The organism is Streptomyces lasiicapitis (assembly GCF_014646335.1).
In the GTDB taxonomy this organism is placed as follows: domain Bacteria; phylum Actinomycetota; class Actinomycetes; order Streptomycetales; family Streptomycetaceae; genus Streptomyces; species Streptomyces lasiicapitis.
The window spans coordinates 137,702-154,134 of the sequence record NZ_BMNG01000014.1 but is presented as its reverse complement, the minus strand read 5'-3'; the positions used below and the strand labels follow the sequence as shown (position 1 = coordinate 154,134).

15 protein-coding genes are annotated in these 16,433 nt (G+C 73.1%); 9 read left to right on the top strand and 6 right to left on the bottom strand.

Annotated features, from left to right (window positions below; translation table 11 throughout):
- Positions 1-51 precede the first annotated feature (51 nt).
- Entirely contained in the window at positions 52-957 is a 906-nt protein-coding gene (locus IEY91_RS29535) for an AraC family transcriptional regulator (protein WP_164321846.1), read from the top strand.
- On the opposite strand, the gene IEY91_RS29530 is transcribed toward IEY91_RS29535, so the two are convergent.
- A complete protein-coding gene (locus tag IEY91_RS29530; protein WP_189176322.1) occupies positions 861-2,369 on the bottom strand; it encodes an MFS transporter in 1,509 nt (502 codons plus the stop codon). The genes IEY91_RS29535 and IEY91_RS29530 overlap by 97 nt on opposite strands.
- A gap of 102 nt (positions 2,370-2,471) precedes the next feature.
- Between IEY91_RS29530 and IEY91_RS29525 the strand changes: the two genes are divergently transcribed.
- Both IEY91_RS29525 and IEY91_RS29520 read left to right on the top strand, forming a co-directional pair.
- On the top strand, positions 2,472-2,948 hold the full coding sequence (locus IEY91_RS29525; protein ID WP_373288047.1) for a winged helix-turn-helix transcriptional regulator: 477 nt from the start codon (positions 2,472-2,474) through the stop codon (positions 2,946-2,948).
- Positions 2,949-2,955: 7 nt separating this feature from the next.
- Positions 2,956-3,405: a VOC family protein gene (locus IEY91_RS29520; protein ID WP_164321851.1), complete on the top strand. Its 450-nt coding sequence runs from the start codon at positions 2,956-2,958 to the stop codon at positions 3,403-3,405.
- 38 nt (positions 3,406-3,443) lie between these two features.
- On the opposite strand, the gene IEY91_RS29515 is transcribed toward IEY91_RS29520, so the two are convergent.
- Positions 3,444-3,860 carry a cupin domain-containing protein gene (locus tag IEY91_RS29515; protein WP_189176321.1) on the bottom strand — a complete coding sequence of 139 codons (417 nt, stop codon included), beginning with the start codon at positions 3,858-3,860 and terminating at the stop codon, positions 3,444-3,446.
- A gap of 52 nt (positions 3,861-3,912) precedes the next feature.
- Between IEY91_RS29515 and IEY91_RS29510 the strand changes: the two genes are divergently transcribed.
- Positions 3,913-4,914, top strand: a complete 1,002-nt coding sequence (locus tag IEY91_RS29510) for a helix-turn-helix domain-containing protein (protein WP_189176320.1) — start codon at positions 3,913-3,915, stop codon at positions 4,912-4,914.
- 49 nt (positions 4,915-4,963) lie between these two features.
- Here the strand turns inward: IEY91_RS29510 and IEY91_RS29505 are convergent, their stop codons facing one another.
- A complete protein-coding gene (locus IEY91_RS29505; protein ID WP_189176319.1) occupies positions 4,964-5,851 on the bottom strand; it encodes a TIGR03619 family F420-dependent LLM class oxidoreductase in 888 nt (295 codons plus the stop codon).
- Positions 5,852-6,058: 207 nt separating this feature from the next.
- Between IEY91_RS29505 and IEY91_RS29500 the strand changes: the two genes are divergently transcribed.
- The 5 genes from IEY91_RS29500 (at position 6,059) to IEY91_RS29480 (ending at position 12,986) form a co-directional block, all read left to right on the top strand.
- Entirely contained in the window at positions 6,059-8,815 is a 2,757-nt protein-coding gene (locus IEY91_RS29500) for an AfsR/SARP family transcriptional regulator (RefSeq protein ID WP_189176318.1), read from the top strand.
- Positions 8,816-8,849: 34 nt separating this feature from the next.
- Positions 8,850-9,596 (top strand): hemerythrin domain-containing protein, encoded by a 747-nt coding sequence (locus IEY91_RS29495; RefSeq protein WP_189176317.1) that lies wholly within the window; start codon positions 8,850-8,852, stop codon positions 9,594-9,596.
- A 74-nt stretch (positions 9,597-9,670) separates the two neighbouring features.
- Complete coding sequence (locus IEY91_RS29490; RefSeq protein ID WP_229697300.1) at positions 9,671-11,143, top strand: hypothetical protein; 1,473 nt, start codon at positions 9,671-9,673, stop codon at positions 11,141-11,143.
- Positions 11,144-11,312: 169 nt separating this feature from the next.
- A complete protein-coding gene (locus IEY91_RS29485) occupies positions 11,313-12,281 on the top strand; it encodes a M28 family metallopeptidase (protein WP_189176316.1) in 969 nt (322 codons plus the stop codon).
- A 93-nt stretch (positions 12,282-12,374) separates the two neighbouring features.
- Positions 12,375-12,986, top strand: a complete 612-nt coding sequence (locus tag IEY91_RS29480) for a flavodoxin family protein (RefSeq protein WP_164321867.1) — start codon at positions 12,375-12,377, stop codon at positions 12,984-12,986.
- Positions 12,987-13,028: 42 nt separating this feature from the next.
- On the opposite strand, the gene IEY91_RS29475 is transcribed toward IEY91_RS29480, so the two are convergent.
- The 3 genes from IEY91_RS29475 to IEY91_RS29465 all read right to left on the bottom strand — a co-directional run bounded on the left by IEY91_RS29475 (position 13,029) and on the right by IEY91_RS29465 (position 16,331).
- The gene (locus IEY91_RS29475; RefSeq protein ID WP_229697299.1) at positions 13,029-14,027 is read right to left on the bottom strand and encodes an ABC transporter permease; all 999 of its coding nucleotides are present in this window, start codon (positions 14,025-14,027) and stop codon (positions 13,029-13,031) included.
- The gene (locus IEY91_RS29470) at positions 14,014-14,967 is read right to left on the bottom strand and encodes an ABC transporter ATP-binding protein (RefSeq protein ID WP_164321870.1); all 954 of its coding nucleotides are present in this window, start codon (positions 14,965-14,967) and stop codon (positions 14,014-14,016) included. Before IEY91_RS29470 ends, IEY91_RS29475 begins: the two co-directional genes overlap by 14 nt.
- 116 nt (positions 14,968-15,083) lie before the next feature.
- Positions 15,084-16,331, bottom strand: a complete 1,248-nt coding sequence (locus IEY91_RS29465) for a LolA family protein (protein WP_189176315.1) — start codon at positions 16,329-16,331, stop codon at positions 15,084-15,086.
- Between the last annotated feature and the right edge of the window lie 102 nt (positions 16,332-16,433).

Below are 16,433 nucleotides of genomic sequence, written 5' to 3'. Positions count from 1 at the left end.
ATGGGAGTACGTCCACGGCGAGCCCCCGGACGGGCGTCTACCGTGGACCGCATGGACGCTCTGGGGGATCTGCTGCGCGGCGTACGCGCGGACGGCGCGCTGTTCGGCCGCGAGGTGCTCACGGACGACTGGGAACGGAGCTGCCCGCGGGGCGCCGCGCTCGAACTGTTCCTGGTCGTGCGGGGCACGGCCCGGATCGCCGGTGCCGGATGCGAGCCGCGCACCCTGCGCGCGGGGGACGCCACGATCGCCTGCACCACGGCCCCGTTCGCGCTGACCTCGACAGGACCCGGCGCCGGGGAGACCGAACTGGTCTCCGGGTACTACGAGTTGGAAGGAGCCGTGGGCCGCCGCCTCACCAGCGCGCTGCCGCCGTTCCTGGTCGTGCCCGCCGAGGACGAGTGCATGCCGATCGTGGAGCTCATCGCCGCCGAGATCGCCGCCGACCGTCCCGGCAGGCAGTACGTGATGGACCGGATGCTGGACTGGCTGCTCGCCTGCACCCTGCGCGAGTGGTTCGACCTGCCCGAGTCGCGCCCGCCCGCCTGGTACCGGGCGCTCGGCGACGACGTGGTCGGCCCCGCCCTGCGCGCCCTGCACGAGGACCCTGCCAGGCCCTGGACCGTGGCGTCCCTGGCGGCGCGGGCCCAGGTCTCCCGCGCCGCCTTCGCCCGGCGGTTCGCCGACCTGGTGGGGCGGCCCCCGATGGCGTACGTCACCGACTGGCGCATGACCCTCGCGGCCGAACTCCTCACCGAGCCGGGCGCGACGGTCGCCTCCGTGGCCGCGCGCGTCGGGTACGCCGACGGGTTCGGGTTCAGCGACGCCTTCAAGCGGACCCGCGGGGTCACGCCGAGCGGCTACCGGGCGTCGCGGGCCGCGGAGGCGGCGGCCGGGGCCGGGTCTGCGGTGGCGGAGAGGGTGGACCCCGACTCGTGGCTGCGGGTCGCGGGCTGAGCCTTCCGCCGGCTCCCGCGCACCCCGGCCAGCGAGACCACGACCCCGAGGACCGCGAGTACCACCGGCACGGTGAGCGCCGCCCGGAACGCCTCCAGGGAACCCTCGGCGTCCCCGCCGTGCGCCCCGCCGCTCCCGCCGCCCGCCGACGCGATCCCGTACACCGCCGTCACCGCCGAGATCCCGATGGCCGCGCCGAACTGCGTGGCCGTCTGCAACAGGCCGCCCGCCAGGCCCTGTTCGGCCTCGGCCACGCCGTCCGTCGCCGCGATCAGGAGCGGGCCGTAGGCCAGCGCGAAGGCGGTGCCGGCGAGGATCAGGGTCGGGAACATCGCCGCGTACGTCCAGTCCATGCCGACCGGCAGGAACAGCGCGTACGCCGTCGCCGCGAGCAGGAACCCGGCGAGGATCACGCGGGCGTGGCCGTAGCGGTTCACCAGGCGCGGGGTGAGCGTCGGCGCGAGGACGACGTCGCAGCCCATCACGACCAGGGCGATCGCGGTCTGCCAGGACGACCAGCCGCGCAGCTCCTGGAGGTAGAGCGTGAGGACGAACTGGAAGCCCATGAACGCGCCGAGGAAGAGCAGCGCCCCGAGCCCGGCCCGCACCACCGTCCCCGTACGGAAGATCCCCAGGCGGACCAGCGGCACGTCGGCGCGGCGCTCGATGCCGACGAAAGCCGCGACGAGGAGCAGGCCCGCGGCCACTGAAGTGAGCGTCAACGGCCAGTCGGCGAGGCCGTGTTCGAGGCTGACGACGCCATAGGCGAGGAGCAGCATCGCCCCGGCCGCGGCGGCGGCGCCCGGCAGGTCGAAGCCTCCGCCGGGGGACGGGGCCGGGACTACCGGGGCCGGGGCCGGGGCCGGAATCAGCCGTACCGCCGCCACCAGGATCACCGCCGCGAACAGCACCGGCGCGAAGAACACCCACTGCCAGCCCAGCTCCGTGAGCAGCCCGCCGATGACCAGGCCGAGCGAGAAGCCGCCCGCGGAGGTGCCCGCGAAGACGAGCAGCGCCTGGTTGCGGGCCGGGCCCTCCGCGTACGACGTGGTGATGATCGACATCGCGGCGGGCGTCATGAACGCCGCGGCCACGCCGGTCACGAACCGCGCCACGATCAGCATCCAGCCCTCGGTCGCGAAGCCGCCGAGCCCGGAGAAGACCAGGAACACCCCGAGCCAGGTCAGGAACATCCGGCGCCTGCCGAGCAGGTCGGCCGCGCGGCCGCCGAGCAGCGTGAACCCGGCGTAGCCGAGGACGTACGCACTGATCACCCAGGCCGCGGTGCCGGTGGAAAGGCCCAGGTCGGACCTGATGGAGGGGATGGCGACGGCGAGCATCGCGATGTCCGCGCCCTCCAGGAAGATCGTTCCGCACAGGACGAGCAGCAGTGCCCAGGCGCGGGCGCCCATGGTGTCTCCTTCGGAGTGCAGTGGTTACCCCAATGGGGGCCGGTTCCTTCTTGTAACCACTGAGATCCTGCGGCAGCATCTACAGGTGCGGAAGAAGGCACTTTGAAGTCACCGAGGCACTGCGAGGGCACCGTGGAGACCAAGGGCACCGAGAGCACTCTCGAAACCGACGCGAGCGTCGACTGCGGAGACCCCGACCCGTTCCAGTGGGACACCCGCGAGGACTGCCAGGTGCGGCAGATCCTGGACCGGGTGGCCGACAAGTGGTCCCTGCTCGTGATCGCGCTCCTGGACCGCCGCTGTCTGCGCTTCACCGAGCTGCGCCGCGAGATCGACGGCATCAGCCAGCGCATGCTGACGGTCACGCTGCGCCAGCTGGAGCGCGACGGCCTGGTGAAGCGCACGGTCCACCCGGTGGTGCCGCCCCGGGTGGAGTACGAACTCACGCCGCTCGGCGGCACGTTGCACCACACCATCCGGGCCCTGGTGACCTGGACGGAGGAGCACCAGAACGAGGTCGCGGCGGCCCGTTCGGCGTACGACGCGCGGGTGGCGGCACAGGAGTCGGCCGACGCATGATCAGGGCATGACCCTGCACTGGAAACTCGTGATCGACGCGCGGGACCCGCACGCCCAGGCCGCCTTCTGGGGCGAGACGCTCGGGTACGAGGTCGAGGACAACGACGCGCTGATCGAGCGGCTGCTCGGCGTCGGCGCCGTACCGGAGGCACTGACCGTCGAGTTCCGCGGGCGCCGCGCCTGGCGGGACCTCATCGCCGTACGGCACCCGGACGATCCGTACGACGAGGACAGCGGCACGGGCCTCGGCCGCCGCATCCTCTTCCAGCGGGTGCCGGAGACGAAGTCCGGCAAGAACCGCCTGCACGTGGACGTGCACTCCGGGCCCGGCACCCGCGACGAGGAGCTGACCCGCCTGCGGGCGCTGGGCGCGAGCGTGCTGCGGCACGTGAAGGAGCCCGGCGGCGAGTGGGTGGTGATGGCGGACCCGGAGGGGAACGAGTTCTGCCTCCACTAGGGGCGGCCGGGGGGCAGCCGGGGGGCGGCCGGGCGCGGCTAGGCGCGCAGCGCGTGGCCCGTCGTCGCGTCCACGTGGTCCGGTACGGCCTCGTGGCTGTCCCCGACGGTGAGCGTGCCGGTGGGCTCGAACAGCAGGATCGAGGCGCCGGTGCGGGCGATCGGCTTGTGCTCGGTGCCCCGGGGGACCGTGAAGACGTCGCCCTTGGCGAGCGTGACCGCGCGCTCCCCGTCGGGCCCCCGCAGCGCGATGTCCAGCTCGCCGTCGAGGACGAGGAAGAACTCGTCGGTGTCGTCGTGGACGTGCCAGATGTACTCGCCCTCGATCTTGGCGACGCGTACGTCGTAGTCGTTGACGTGGGTGACGATGCGGGGGCTCCACAGGGCGTCGAAGGAGGCCAGGGCGTCGTTCAGGGCGATGGGTTCCCGTCGGTGGACGGGGGTCTCGTTGCTCATGGACCCATCGTCGGCCTCGCCCCCGGCTCCGTACGAGTGCTAGAAATCGCACATGGCGCAAGAAAACTCTCACGGAAACTCTCAAGGGTCCGCACGACGCGGCAGCCGCCCGCATCGCGTGGTCGTCGTCATCGACGAGAACTCCAACCCCTTCGAGCTCGGCTGCGTCACCGAGATCTTCGGCCTCCGCAGGCCCGAACTGGGCCGGGACCTCTACGAGTTCACGCTCTGCTCGCCCGAGCCGCGCACCCTGATGCGGGACGGTTTCTTCACGCTCACCGGGGTCGCCGAGCTCACCGCGGCCGACTCGGCGGACACCCTGATCGTGCCGAACCGGCCCGACACGGAGGTCCCGCGCCGCCCCGCCGTCCTGGCCGCCGTCCGCCGGGCGCACGCGCGCGGCGCCCGGCTCGTCGGCTTCTGCAGCGGCGCCTTCACGCTCGCCGAGGCGGGAGTGCTCGACGGGCGCCGGGCCACCGCGCACTGGCAGTGGGCGGACGACTTCCGGCGGCGCTTCCCGGCCGTACGCCTCGAACCGGACGTCCTCTTCGTCGACGACGGCGACATCCTCACCGCCGCGGGCAGCGCCGCCGCGCTCGACCTCGGGCTGCACATCGTGCGCCGCGACTTCGGCGCGGAGGTCGCCAACTCGGTGTCACGGCGGCTGGTCTTCGCGGCCCACCGGGACGGAGGACAGCGGCAGTTCGTGGAGCGCCCCGTGCCCGACGTGCCCGACGAGTCCCTCGCGCCGCTGCTCGCGTGGGCCCAGGAGCGCCTGGGCGAACCGCTCACCGTCGCCGGACTCGCCGCGCACGCCGCGATGAGCCCGGCGACACTGCACCGCCGCTTCCGCGCCCAGCTCGGCACGACCCCGCTGGCCTGGCTGAACGGCGAGCGCACCGCGTTCGCCTGCCGCCTCATCGAGCGCGGCGAGGAGCGCCTCGACGTGGTCGCCCACCGCAGCGGCCTCGGCACGGCGGCGAACCTCCGGTCCCGGCTGCGCCGCGAAACGGGCCTGACCCCGTCGGCGTACCGCCGCCGCTTCGGCCCCTGAACCCCTGAACCTGCCGAGCGCCGGTACGGCCTAGGGCACCGTTACGGGCCTAAGCCCGCCGCACCCGCTCCAGCACCGCACCCCCCAGCTCCAGCGCCTCCCCCGGCTCCCGCACACACTGCTGGAGGTCCACGAAGCAGCTCTCCGCCCCCGTGTCCCGCACCCCGCGCAGCACGGCGGCGATCTCCTCGCTCGTCGCGCCGGGCTTCGGGTTGTGGCGGATCTGGCGGCGCAGCGCGTCCGGGTCGCGGCCCGCGTCCTCGGCGGCGCGCCGCGCGATGCCCCACAGCCCCGCCTGCGCCTCGGCGGGCAGCGAGACGCCGACCCACCCGGCGGCCCGGCGGCCGATCCGGGCCATCGCGGCCGGGCTGAACCCGCCCAGGTAGACCGGCGGATGCGGCGCCTGGACCGGCCGCAGGCCGACGTACGACCGCGGGATCGTCCAGTGCGGCCCGTCGTGCTCGAAGACCTCCCGCGTCCAGATGCCCTCCAGGATGTCGAGGATCTCTTCGAGGCGGGCACCGCGCTTGCCGAAGTCGGCGTTGACGGCGGTGTATTCGTCGCGCAGCCAGCCGATGCCGAGCCCGGCGTCGAGGCGGCCGCCGCTGACCTGGTCCAGCGAGGTGAGCGAACGCGCGAGCAACAGCGGCGGATACCAAGGGGCGTTGAGGGTGCTCGTACCAAGCCGCACGCGACTGGTCGCCGCGGCGGCGACGGTCAGGACGGTGAGCGGATCGAGGAAGGTCTTGTACTCGGGCGGGTACGGGTTGTCCGGGGTGTGGCCCGGATACAGGTCACTGGGCGCGACCGGCGTCAGCGACCGGTCCCCGGCCCAGAGCGAGTCGAACCCGGCTGCCTCCGCGTCGCGCGCGAAGGCCGCGATCGCCTCGGCGCGGGCGTGGGTTCCGTACTGCGGCAGAGCGATACCTATGTGCATGAGGTCATCCTGAGGGCCGTACCGTCCCTGGCCCGCACAGCCCCACGTGTGACGCCCGCCACGCCACGACACGGGCAGCCACGCCCCGCCTCGACGTGCCGTCAGAGTGCCGCCGACGTGGGCGTACCGGCACGCCGAACCGGGAGATCGCACATCTACTCTCAATCAGGGGGAACGCACGGCACGCGACACGGGGGAACACGCGCAATGCACACGCACACGCACACACAGCCACGGAATCTCACCTTCCGGCTACTCGGCCCCGTCGAGGCCCACCGGGACGGCGTGCGGCTCGGCCTCGGCTCGCCCCAACAGCGGGCGGTGCTCGCCATGCTGCTGCTGCACGAGGGCAGGCCCGTAGGCGCGGAGGAGCTGGTCGACGGGGTGTGGGGCGAGCAGGCGCCACGGCGGGCGCTCGGCGCGATCCGCACGTACGTGTCGCGGCTGCGGGGCGTACTCGAACCCGGCCGGGCCGCCCGGGGAACGGACGGGGTCCTCGTCTCCGTGGGCGGCGGCTACGCCCTGCCCCTGCCCGACGACTCCGTCGACTCGGTGTGCTTCGAGCGCGCGGTGGCGGCCCGCGGCGGCGGCCCGCGCGAGGCGCACGAGCGGCTGTCGCGCGCACTCGGCCGGTGGAGCGGCAGCGCGCTCGCGGGCGTGCCCGGACCCTACGCCCAGCGCCAGCGGGACCGGCTGGCCGAAGTGCGCACGACCACGCTGGAAGCGCTGCACACGTACGCGCTCGACCTGGGCCTGCACGCCCGTTCCGTGCCCGAGCTGACCGCGCTGGCCGTCGAGTTCCCGCTCCGGGAGCGGCTGCGCGCGCTGCTGATGCTGGCCCTGTACCGCTCGGGGCGACAGGCCGACGCCCTCGCCGTGTACGCGGACACCCGGCGCGGCCTGCGCGACGAACTGGGCATCACCCCCGGCCCCCACCTCACGGCGCTGCACCAGGCCATCCTCACCGGTGATCCACAACTCGCGTACGCGGCCGACGAGCCCCGGCCGCAGAGCCCTCCGTACCAGGCGGGCAACGACTCGTCGTACAGAGCCGAAGCGACCGGCACGAGCACAACGGCCACCACGGCCACCACGGTCCATGCGACCGCACCGGCCCCGGCGCGGCCGCGAACCCCCGCCGCGCCCCTCCCCGCTCACCCCGCTCGCTCCGCCCGCCCCCAGCAACTCCCCACCGACACCGCCGACTTCACCGGACGCACGCACGTCGTCGACGAGCTCGGCGCCGTCCTGCGCGGCGGCGGGCACGGTGACGGTGCCCGTACCGTCACCGTCGCCACCCTCATCGGCACCGGCGGCGTCGGGAAGACCACCGTGGCGGTGCACGTGGCGCACGCGCTGCGCGCCGACTTCCCCGACGGGCGGCTGCACGTGGACCTGGGCGCCGGCAGCACCCCCGCCGAACCCGCCAGCGTCCTCACCGACTTCCTCATCGCCCTCGGCACGCCCTCCGACCGCGTCCCGCTCGAACTGGAGCAGCGGGCCGCGCTCTTCCGGACCGTGCTCGCCGACCGGCGCGTCCTGCTCGTCCTCGACAACGCGCGCGACGCCGAACAGGTCAGGCCCCTGCTGCCCGGCACCGCGGGCTGCGCCGTCCTGGTCACCAGCCGCGCCCGCGACCTGGCGCTCGCCGGGGCCCACCGCATCGACCTGGACGTACCGCCGGAGCGGGACGCGCTCGCGCTGCTCGCCGCGATCGCGGGGCCCGAGCGCGTCGCCGCCGAGCCGGTGGCCGCCCACGCGCTCGTGGCCGCGTGCGGACGCCTTCCACTCGCCGTGCGGATCATCGGCTCCCGGCTCGCCGCCCGGCCCGGCCGCACCCTGGCCTCCCTCGACGCGCGCCTGCGCGACACGCACACGCTGCTCGACGAGCTGAACATCGGCACGCTGCGCGTGGAGCCGACGTTCCGCCTCGGCTACGAGGCGCTCGCGCCCGGACCCGCCCGCGCCTTCCGCACGCTCTCCCTCCTGGACGCGCCCGACCTGCCGCTGCCCGTCGCGGCGGCGCTGCTCGGCCTGGCGGAACACACCGCGGAGGCGCTCGCCGAGGAACTGGTGGACGCCGGGATGCTGGAGTCGTACGGTCCCGGCCGCTACCGGTTCCACGACCTGCTGCGGCTGTACGCGCGCCGCCAGGCGGAGCGGACCGAGAGCGCCGAGGAGCGCCGAGCGGCGCTGATGCGCGTACTCGACCTGCTGCTCGGCAGCGTGGTGCGGGCCGCCGAGGCGGCGGTACGCGCCCCGATGCCCGCCATCTGGCTCAGCCCGGCGCACCACCCCGGCCTGTCGTTCACGGACATCGACGAGGTACGGGCCTGGTTCCGCACCGAGCACGCGCTGCTCGCGGCCGCCGTCGAGCAGCTGCTGGGCTCCGGGCCGCAGTTCCTGCGCAAGTCGATCGACCTGCTGATCATCGTCGCGACCAGCGGCATCTTCCTGGGCCGCGCCCACTACCTGGAAGTGGCCCGGATCACGGGCCTGGCCGCCGACCGGGCGCGGGCCCACGGGGACGACGAGTGCGAGGCACGCGCCCTGCACACCCGGGCCTGGCTGTCCGTCGTCGTGATGCGGTACGCGGCCGCCGAGGCCGACGTGCGCGCCGCGCTCGACTGCGCGGCCCGCACCGGCAACCCGCTGCGCCACCACATGTCCGGCGTCCTCCTCGCCCTGACCCTGCGGGCGATGGGCCGCGCCGCCGAGGCCGACGAGGCCATGCGCACGGCCCAGCGCCACGCGGGCGACCCCGAGGACCCGAGCAGCCCCGCCTCCGTGGCCAGCTTCGTGTCCCGGCTGCACGTGACCCTCAGCGCGGAACAGCCCGGCCTGTCCGTGATGACACCGATGATGCGGGCGGTCGACGCGACGGGCGCGTCCCTGACCACCGACGACGGGGTGGCCCGCCTGGGCGACGAACTGCACCGGGCGGCGCCGTTGAGCGATCGTTGACCCCATCGGGACAACGGTGCCGCACAGTCACGCCATGACCGACAGCACGCCTTCGCCCGCCGACCGCACCACGACCACAGCCACGGCCACGACCACAGCCACGGCCCCCGACCTCACCGGCATCCGCCTCGCCCACCGGGCGATCCTCGGCGACATCGACCGCCTCGTCACCCTGCTCACGGACCTCACCACCAGGACCCGGACGACAACCCGCGTGACCGCCCCACCGGTGGACCACGCGCACGCCCGCGCCGTCGCGGCGTACGTACACCGCTTCAACGCCGCCGTACGCCACCACCACCGCAACGAGGACGACATCCTCTGGCCGGTCGTCGCGGCCGCCGCCGAGGGGGCGGTCGACCTCGCGCCGCTCTCCGAGGAGCATGACGCCCTCCAACCGCTGCAGGACGCCTGCGACTGGGCGGCGACGCTCTTCGGCGAGGCCCCGGCACAGCACGCGGGCCGCCTCGCCGAGGCCCTCACCGCACAGCGTGACGTGCTCGTCGACCACATCACCGCCGAGGAGCGCGACCTCTTTCCCGTCATCACCCGCCATGTCCGCGCCCAGGACTACGCCGACGCCGAGGCCAGGATCCGCCGTGCAACGCCGGTCGAACACGCGGCGTGGATGCGGGGCTGGCTGATGTCGTACGCCACCACGGAGGACCTGCGTGTCCTGGCACCGGGCGGCGCCAGCACTGCCGCGGCGGGCGCCGAGTCGGTGTTCCGCGCGTACACGGACGACGAAGTGGAGGTGTTCGGCGCGTACGCGGACCACTGAGCGGAGGACTTCGGCGCCACGCCTGGCCATAAAGATGCTGCCGCCCCAACCCTGTCTTTCCTTAACGTTGGTGGATGAACCTGGTCGAAACGCGACAGCCGACGAGCGACCTCCCCGTGCGTCGCGACCGCGAACACCGCGCCCACCAGCTCCTGCTCGCCGTCTGCGCCGCGTTCGCGCTCGCCTCGCTCACCCTCGTACCGCTGGATCTGCGCCTCGGCTGGGACGAGCTCGTCTACGCGAGCCGCTTCGGCCCGTTCGCCCCCGACCAGGCCCCGGGCGTCCCGTTCAGCGCGCCCCGCACCCGCGGCGTGCCCGTGCTCCTCGCGCCCGTCGCGTTCTGGAGCGACTCGGTGGTGCTGCTCCGGGTGTGGCTGACGGCGCTGTCCACCGCCGCGCTCTACCTGGGGTTCCGGCCCTGGCTGCGGGCCGTGCCCCGGACCCCGGAGGTCGCGACGGTCGCCGCGGCGCTGTACGGCAGCCTCTGGTTCGCGGTGTTCTACGCCAATGCCGCGATGCCCAACCACTACACCGCCATGGGCGCGGCGGGCGCCGCAGGACTCTTCCTGCACCGGCGCCCAGGGCCGCGCACGTACACGGGGATCGCCGCCGGACTCCTGCTCGCCACCCTGATGCGGCCCAACGACGGCGCCGCCGTGGCGGTGCCGCTGCTCGCCGCCGCCGCGCTGGTGCCGCTGTGGCGCTCGCGCGGCCGGGCACTCGCCGTGCTCGGCGGGTTCGGGGCGGGTCTGCTGCCGTGGGTGATCGAGGCTTACGTTCGCTTCGGTGGCGTACGCGAACGGCTCGGCGACGCGAGCGAAGTGCAGGGCGGGCTGCGGTTCACGGACTCCGCGCTGCACCAGTGGACCGCGATCGACGGGCCCCTGCTGTGCCGCCCGTGCGTCGGGGACGGCGTGCGGCCGCCCGCGCTCGGGTGGTGGGTGCTGCTCGTGGTGTTCGTGCCGGTCGGGCTGTGGTCGGTGCGGCGGGTCCGGCGGACGGCGGCGGGGGTCTGGCTGGCGCTGGCCGTGGGGGTGTGCGCGGCGCTGCCGTACGTCGCCCTCGTGCCGTACACCGCGCCGCGGTTCCTGCTGCCCACGCACGCGCTGCTCGCGGTGCCCGCGGCGCTCGGGGTGCTCGCCGCGGTGCGGTGGGCGCGGGCGGCGCGGGTGCCGGCGCTCGCCGGGGGGCTGCTCGCGGCGCTCCTCGCGGCGCATCTCGGCGTGCAGGGGTCGATCGTGTCCTCCAACTCCCGTATCCAGTCGGCCGCGAGGGAGGACTGGCAGCGGGTGGCGCGGGTGGTGCACCGGGAGGAGGTGCGGCCGCCGTGCCTGCTCGGGGGCAACACGTCGGTGATTCCACTGGCGTACGCGGCGGGCTGTGAGCCCGCGCCGCGGAAGGGGGAGCCGGGGTGGGGCGAGCGGCGCCCCGACGTGCTGGTGCTGCGGCAGCACGCGGCGCCGGAGTGGGCGCGGGACTGGGAGCGGGTCCCGGTCCCGGACACGTACGCGCAGGGGTGGCGGGTCTACGTACCGTCAGGACCCTGACCCCGCAACGCGAAAGACCGGCAGCGACCGACGCCTGGTGAACCGCCAGTGAACCGCTATGCGGAACAAGCCGTCCGGATCCCGCTCTTGACGTGAACTCAACAGCGCTCCACCATCGGGCACTCCAGGCTCATTCGGAATTCAACTCACGGAAAGCCGGACCCCCCACATGAGACTCTCCGTATCCGGACGCAGCGCGGCAGCCGCCGTCATAGCCGCCGCCGCCCTCCTGACGACCAGCGCGATATCCACCGCCGCCACCGGGTCCCCCGGCGCCGGCACCACCGCGCCCACACGAGCGGCCGCCCCGGACATATCCGTGGCCAACGTCAAGGCGCACCTCTCGCAGCTCCAGTCCATCGCCTCCGCCAACGGCGGCAACCGCTCCCACGGCAGCGCGGGCTACAAGGCCTCGATCGACTACATCAAGGGCAAGCTGGACGCCGCCGGATTCACCACCACCGTCCAGCAGTTCACCACCAGCGGCCGGGTCGGCTACAACCTCATCGCCGACTGGCCCGGCGGCGACGCCAACCGGATCCTGATGGCGGGATCGCACCTCGACAGCGTCAGCCGCGGCGCCGGCATCAACGACAACGCGTCGGGCTCGGCCGCCGTCCTGGAGACCGCGCTCACGGTGTCCCGTGAGCAGTACAAGCCCGCCAAGCACCTGCGCTTCGCCTGGTGGGGCGCCGAGGAGCTGGGCCTGATCGGCTCCTCGAACTACGTCCGCGGACTGCCCGCCGCGGAGCGCACGAAGATCAAGGGCTATCTCAACTTCGACATGGTCGGCTCGCCGAACCCGGGCTACTTCGTGTACGACGACGACCCCACCATCGAGAAGACGTTCAAGGACTACTACGCGACCAAGAACGTGAGCACCGAGCCCGACCGCGAGGGCGACGGCCGCTCCGACCACGCGCCGTTCAAGAACGCGGGCGTCCCGGTCGGCGGCGTCTTCGCCGGCGCCAGCACCGCCAAGACCTCGGCGCAGGCCCAGAAGTGGGGCGGCACGGCAGGACAGGCCTTCGACCGCTGCTACCACTCGTCGTGCGACACCACGGCGAACATCAACGACACGGCGCTCGACCGCAACAGTGACGCGGTCGCGTACGCGATCTGGGGGCTGTCCTCCTAGCCTCTGGCCTCCCTGGACGAGAATGCTTGCGTGTGCATATAGTGCACACGCAAGCATTCCTCGTACGCAAGCGTATGCACCCAGGGGGCACCCATGACTCGCTCGTTCCTCTTCGTCCACGGCAGCGCCCGCAAGCAGGGCAACACCGAGCTCCTGGCCCGCAAGGCCGCCGAGCAGTTGCCGTCGGACGTCGAGCAGCGCTGGATCGACCTCGCCGACCACCCGCTCCCGGACTTCCAGGACCTGCGGCACGACGACAACCACCCGCGCGCCCGCCCCCGCCCCGAGGGCGACACCGAGGCACTGCTCCTGGAGGCCACCCTCGCCGCCACGGACATCGTCATCGCGTCGCCGCTCTACTGGTACTCGCTCTCGGCCACCACCAAGCGCTACCTCGACTTCTGGGACGCCTGGCTGGAGGTCCCGGAGCTCGACTTCAAGGCCGAGATGGCCAAGCGCACCCTGTGGGGCGTGACGGCGCTCGCCGACCGCAACGAGGCGGCGGCCGACCCGCTGGTCGGCACGCTGCTCAACACGGCCGCGTTCTTCCCGATGCGCTTCGGCGGCGTCCTGCTCGGCAACGGCACCCGGCCGGGCCACGTCCTGAACGACACCGAGGCCCTTGCGCGCGCCAAGACGTTCTTCGCGCAGGAGGACGTGCCGGTGGCCCAGTTCCCGTTCGGCACTTCTTCGTACGACGAGTAGGCCGTTTCGTACGAGGAGCAGGCCCGCGTACGACTGGCAGGCCTACGTGGCGATGTCCTTCGCCCCGAACCGCGCCCACGCCGCGGAGCCGAACACCCCGGCGTACAGCGCCTGCAGGCCGAGGTTCTTGACCAGGTCGTCCCAGTAGATCGGGTCGCGCATCAGGTCGGCGAAGGACAGCCAGTAGTGCGAGAACAGATACGGGTGGACCGCGTGCAGCTGCGGGATCTGGTCGATGATCTGGACGGTGATGAGCAGCCCGACCGTCGTCGCCATCGCGGCGATGCCGCTGCTCGTCAGCGTCGACACGAACAGACCGAGCGCGGCCACACCGATCAGTGAGGCGGCCACGACCAGCGCGATCAGCAGGGCGCGCAGCAGCCCGTCCCCGAAGCCGATCCGCGTCCCGGATATCGTCGTGACCTCGCCGAGCGGGAAGAGCAGCGCCCCCACCGCCAGCGCGGACACCGCCACCACCAGCGTCGCGACGAGGCAGAACGTCAGCGTCGTGGCGTACTTGGCGAGCAGCAGCCGGGTGCGGCCCGCGGGCGCCACGAGCAGATAGCGCAGCGTTCCGGCGCTGGCCTCGCCCGCGATCGCGTCGCCCGCGACGACACCGATCGCCATCGGCAGGAAGAACGGCAGCGTCGCGGCGAGCGCGGTGAAGACGAGGAACAGTCCGTTGTTGGTGACCTGCGCGATGAACGCGGGTCCGCCGCCTCCGTCGGGTCCGCCGCCGCCGATCGAACCGCCGTCGCTCGTCTCGATCTTGACCGCGATGCCCACCAGCACGGGCACGGCGGCAAGGACGGCGAGCAGGGCGAGGGTGCGCCAGCGGCGGAACGTGATCGAGAGCTCGCTGCGGAAGAGGCCGAGGGTCCAGGCGAGGCGGACCGGCCTGGGCCCGCTGTCGCTCGCGCTTGCCGGTCCGGCGGCCGGACCCGGCGCTTCCGGTGCTCCCGTCTCCGGTGCCGCCGGTGCGCTCTTTCCCGGTACCGGTGTTCCCGTTCCCGCCACCGCGTCGGCCTCAGCCCGCGACATCGAATCCCTCCCCCGTCAGCGCGACGAACGCGTCCTCCAGTGAGGCCCGTTCGACGCCGAATCCGCGGACGCGGACGCCCGCCTCGACCAGTGCGGCGTTGACGTCCGCGAGGTCCGCGCCGGGCGGTTCGCCCGTGACGCGGTCCTCGGTGACGACCAGGTCGGCCACGCCGAGTTCCTTCAGTACGCGGGCCGCGTCGCCGGTGTCCGGCGTCGTCACGGTCAGCCGCCCGCGCGCGCCCGCGGCGAGTTCGGCGACCGGGCCCTGCGTGATCAGCCGGCCCTGCGTCATCACCGCGGCGTGCGTACAGACCTGTTCGATCTCGTCGAGGAGGTGCGAGGACAGGAACACCGTGGTGCCTTCGGACGCCAGCTCCCGCACCAGGGAGCGGATCTCGCGCATGCCCTGCGGGTCGAGTCCGTTCGTCGGCTCGTCGAGTACGAGGAGGGCGCGCGGTTGCAGCAGGGCCGCCGCGAGGCCCAGGCGCTGCTTCATGCCCAGGGAGTACGCCTTCGCCTTCTTGGCCGCGGCGGCGGTCAGGCCGACCCGGTCCAGGGCGGCCTCGGCGCGGGCCCGGCGGGTGCGGGGGTCGGCGGTCGGGTCGGCGGAGTCGTAGCGCAGGAGGTTGTCGCGGCCGGAGAGGAATCCGTACAGCGCCGGGCCCTCGATCAGCGCGCCCACCTGCGGCAGGACCCTGCGCGCCTGGAACGGCATGGGGCGGCCGAGGACCTTCGCGCGGCCGGAAGTCGGCTCGATCAGGCCCATCAGCATGCGGATCGTCGTGGTCTTGCCGGAACCGTTCGGGCCGAGGAAACCGAAGACGCTGCCGCGGGGCACGGTGAGGTCGAGCCGGTCCACGGCGAGATGCCTGCCGTACCGCTTGGTCAGCCCGAACGTCTCGATCACGCTGCCCGTGGCCCCGCCCTTGGTGCTCGGCACCGGCTTCCTCCCGTTGAACGATGGGGCGGCGGTTGGGAGGTACCGGTCCGGTACCTCCCAACCGCCGCCCGCTCTCACGTGCTCACGGCTTTCGGCCCTGGTGGGCCGAGCCGCCCCTAGTGGGCCGCGTTCGCCGCCTTGACCAGCGCGTCCTTCGTGACCGCGCCGACGTACACCTTGCCGTCGTCGGTGATCAGGGCGTTGATCAGGCGGGTCTTGAAGACCGTGCCCGAGCCGAAGTCGCCCTTCACCTGGTCGCCGAGGGAGTTCAGGAACTTCTCGGCCTCCGGGGGTACGTCGCCTGAGTCGGCGCCCGAGCCCGAGGTGGGCAGGCCCTGGCCGCCGGGGGTCTTCAGCTCGGCGATGGACGTCCAGCCGTCGCCGATGACGTTCAGGCCGCCGCCCTCGACGCCGGAGAAGCCCTCGCCGTGCTCGCCGCCCTTGCCCTTGGCCGCGTCGCTCTCCTCGGTGACCTTCGTGCCCTTCGGGGGCTTGAAGTCGAACGTGGACGCGGACGGCTTGCCGAAGTCGACCTTCGTGAAGCCCGCGTCGACGACCGCGGAACCGCCGCCCGCCGGGGACAGCGTGAACTTCAGCGGCGTACCCGTCTTCGCGTCCACCGCGATGGTGATCTGGCCGACCGTCGAACCGGACTCCTTCGGCTTGAGCACCAGGCGGTAGGCGTCACGGCCCGCGACCTGCGCGCTGCCGTCGACCTTCACGGACGTCCTGGACTTGTCGGCGGCCTTCAGGGCCTGCTCGGCGAACTCCTTGGGCGTGGCGGGGAGTTCCTTGCCCAGCTCCTTCTCGCCCTTTCGGCCTTCCTGCTTGCCCGCCTCCTTCGAGTGGTACGCCTCGTTCGACGCGCTGTCGTACGCCCATACGTCGTCGCCGTTGTGGATCAGGCTGTACTCGGCGGCGTCGTCGAGCACCGACAGCTTCTGCTTGTCCGGGCCGTCGGCGGCGACGCGCAGCGTGTGCGTGCCGGATGCCAGCTCCATCAGCTTGGCGCTGGGGTCTGCGGCCGAGCCCTTGCCGCCCTCACCCCCGCCGCCACCGGCGCCAGGACCGAAGCCGCCGGCCAGGCCGGAGCCGCCGAACGACGGCAGGCCCAGGTCGGTGCTGATCTTCACCGTGCCGGAGAGCTGCTCGGTGTCCGACGCGGCGATCTTCTCGATGAGTTCCTGGGCGGTGATGTCCTTCAGATCCGGGTCGCCCGAGGTGGCGAGCGCCGGGACGAGCCCGATGGTCGCCGCGGCCACCCCCGCCACCGCGAGCGGGACGACATAGCGGGCGGCCTTGCGTCGGCCCGCGCTCAACTCGTCCGCCTCGTTGGTGTCCTGCTCCGGTTCGTACGGTGCCATTGTGTGCCTTACCTCCGTCGTCGGCGGCGGCGTTCCGTCCTCGCGTGCACTCGTCCACCCCGCGCCGCCATTCTCACCCGAATTGGTCAGGAGTGGTTGTCC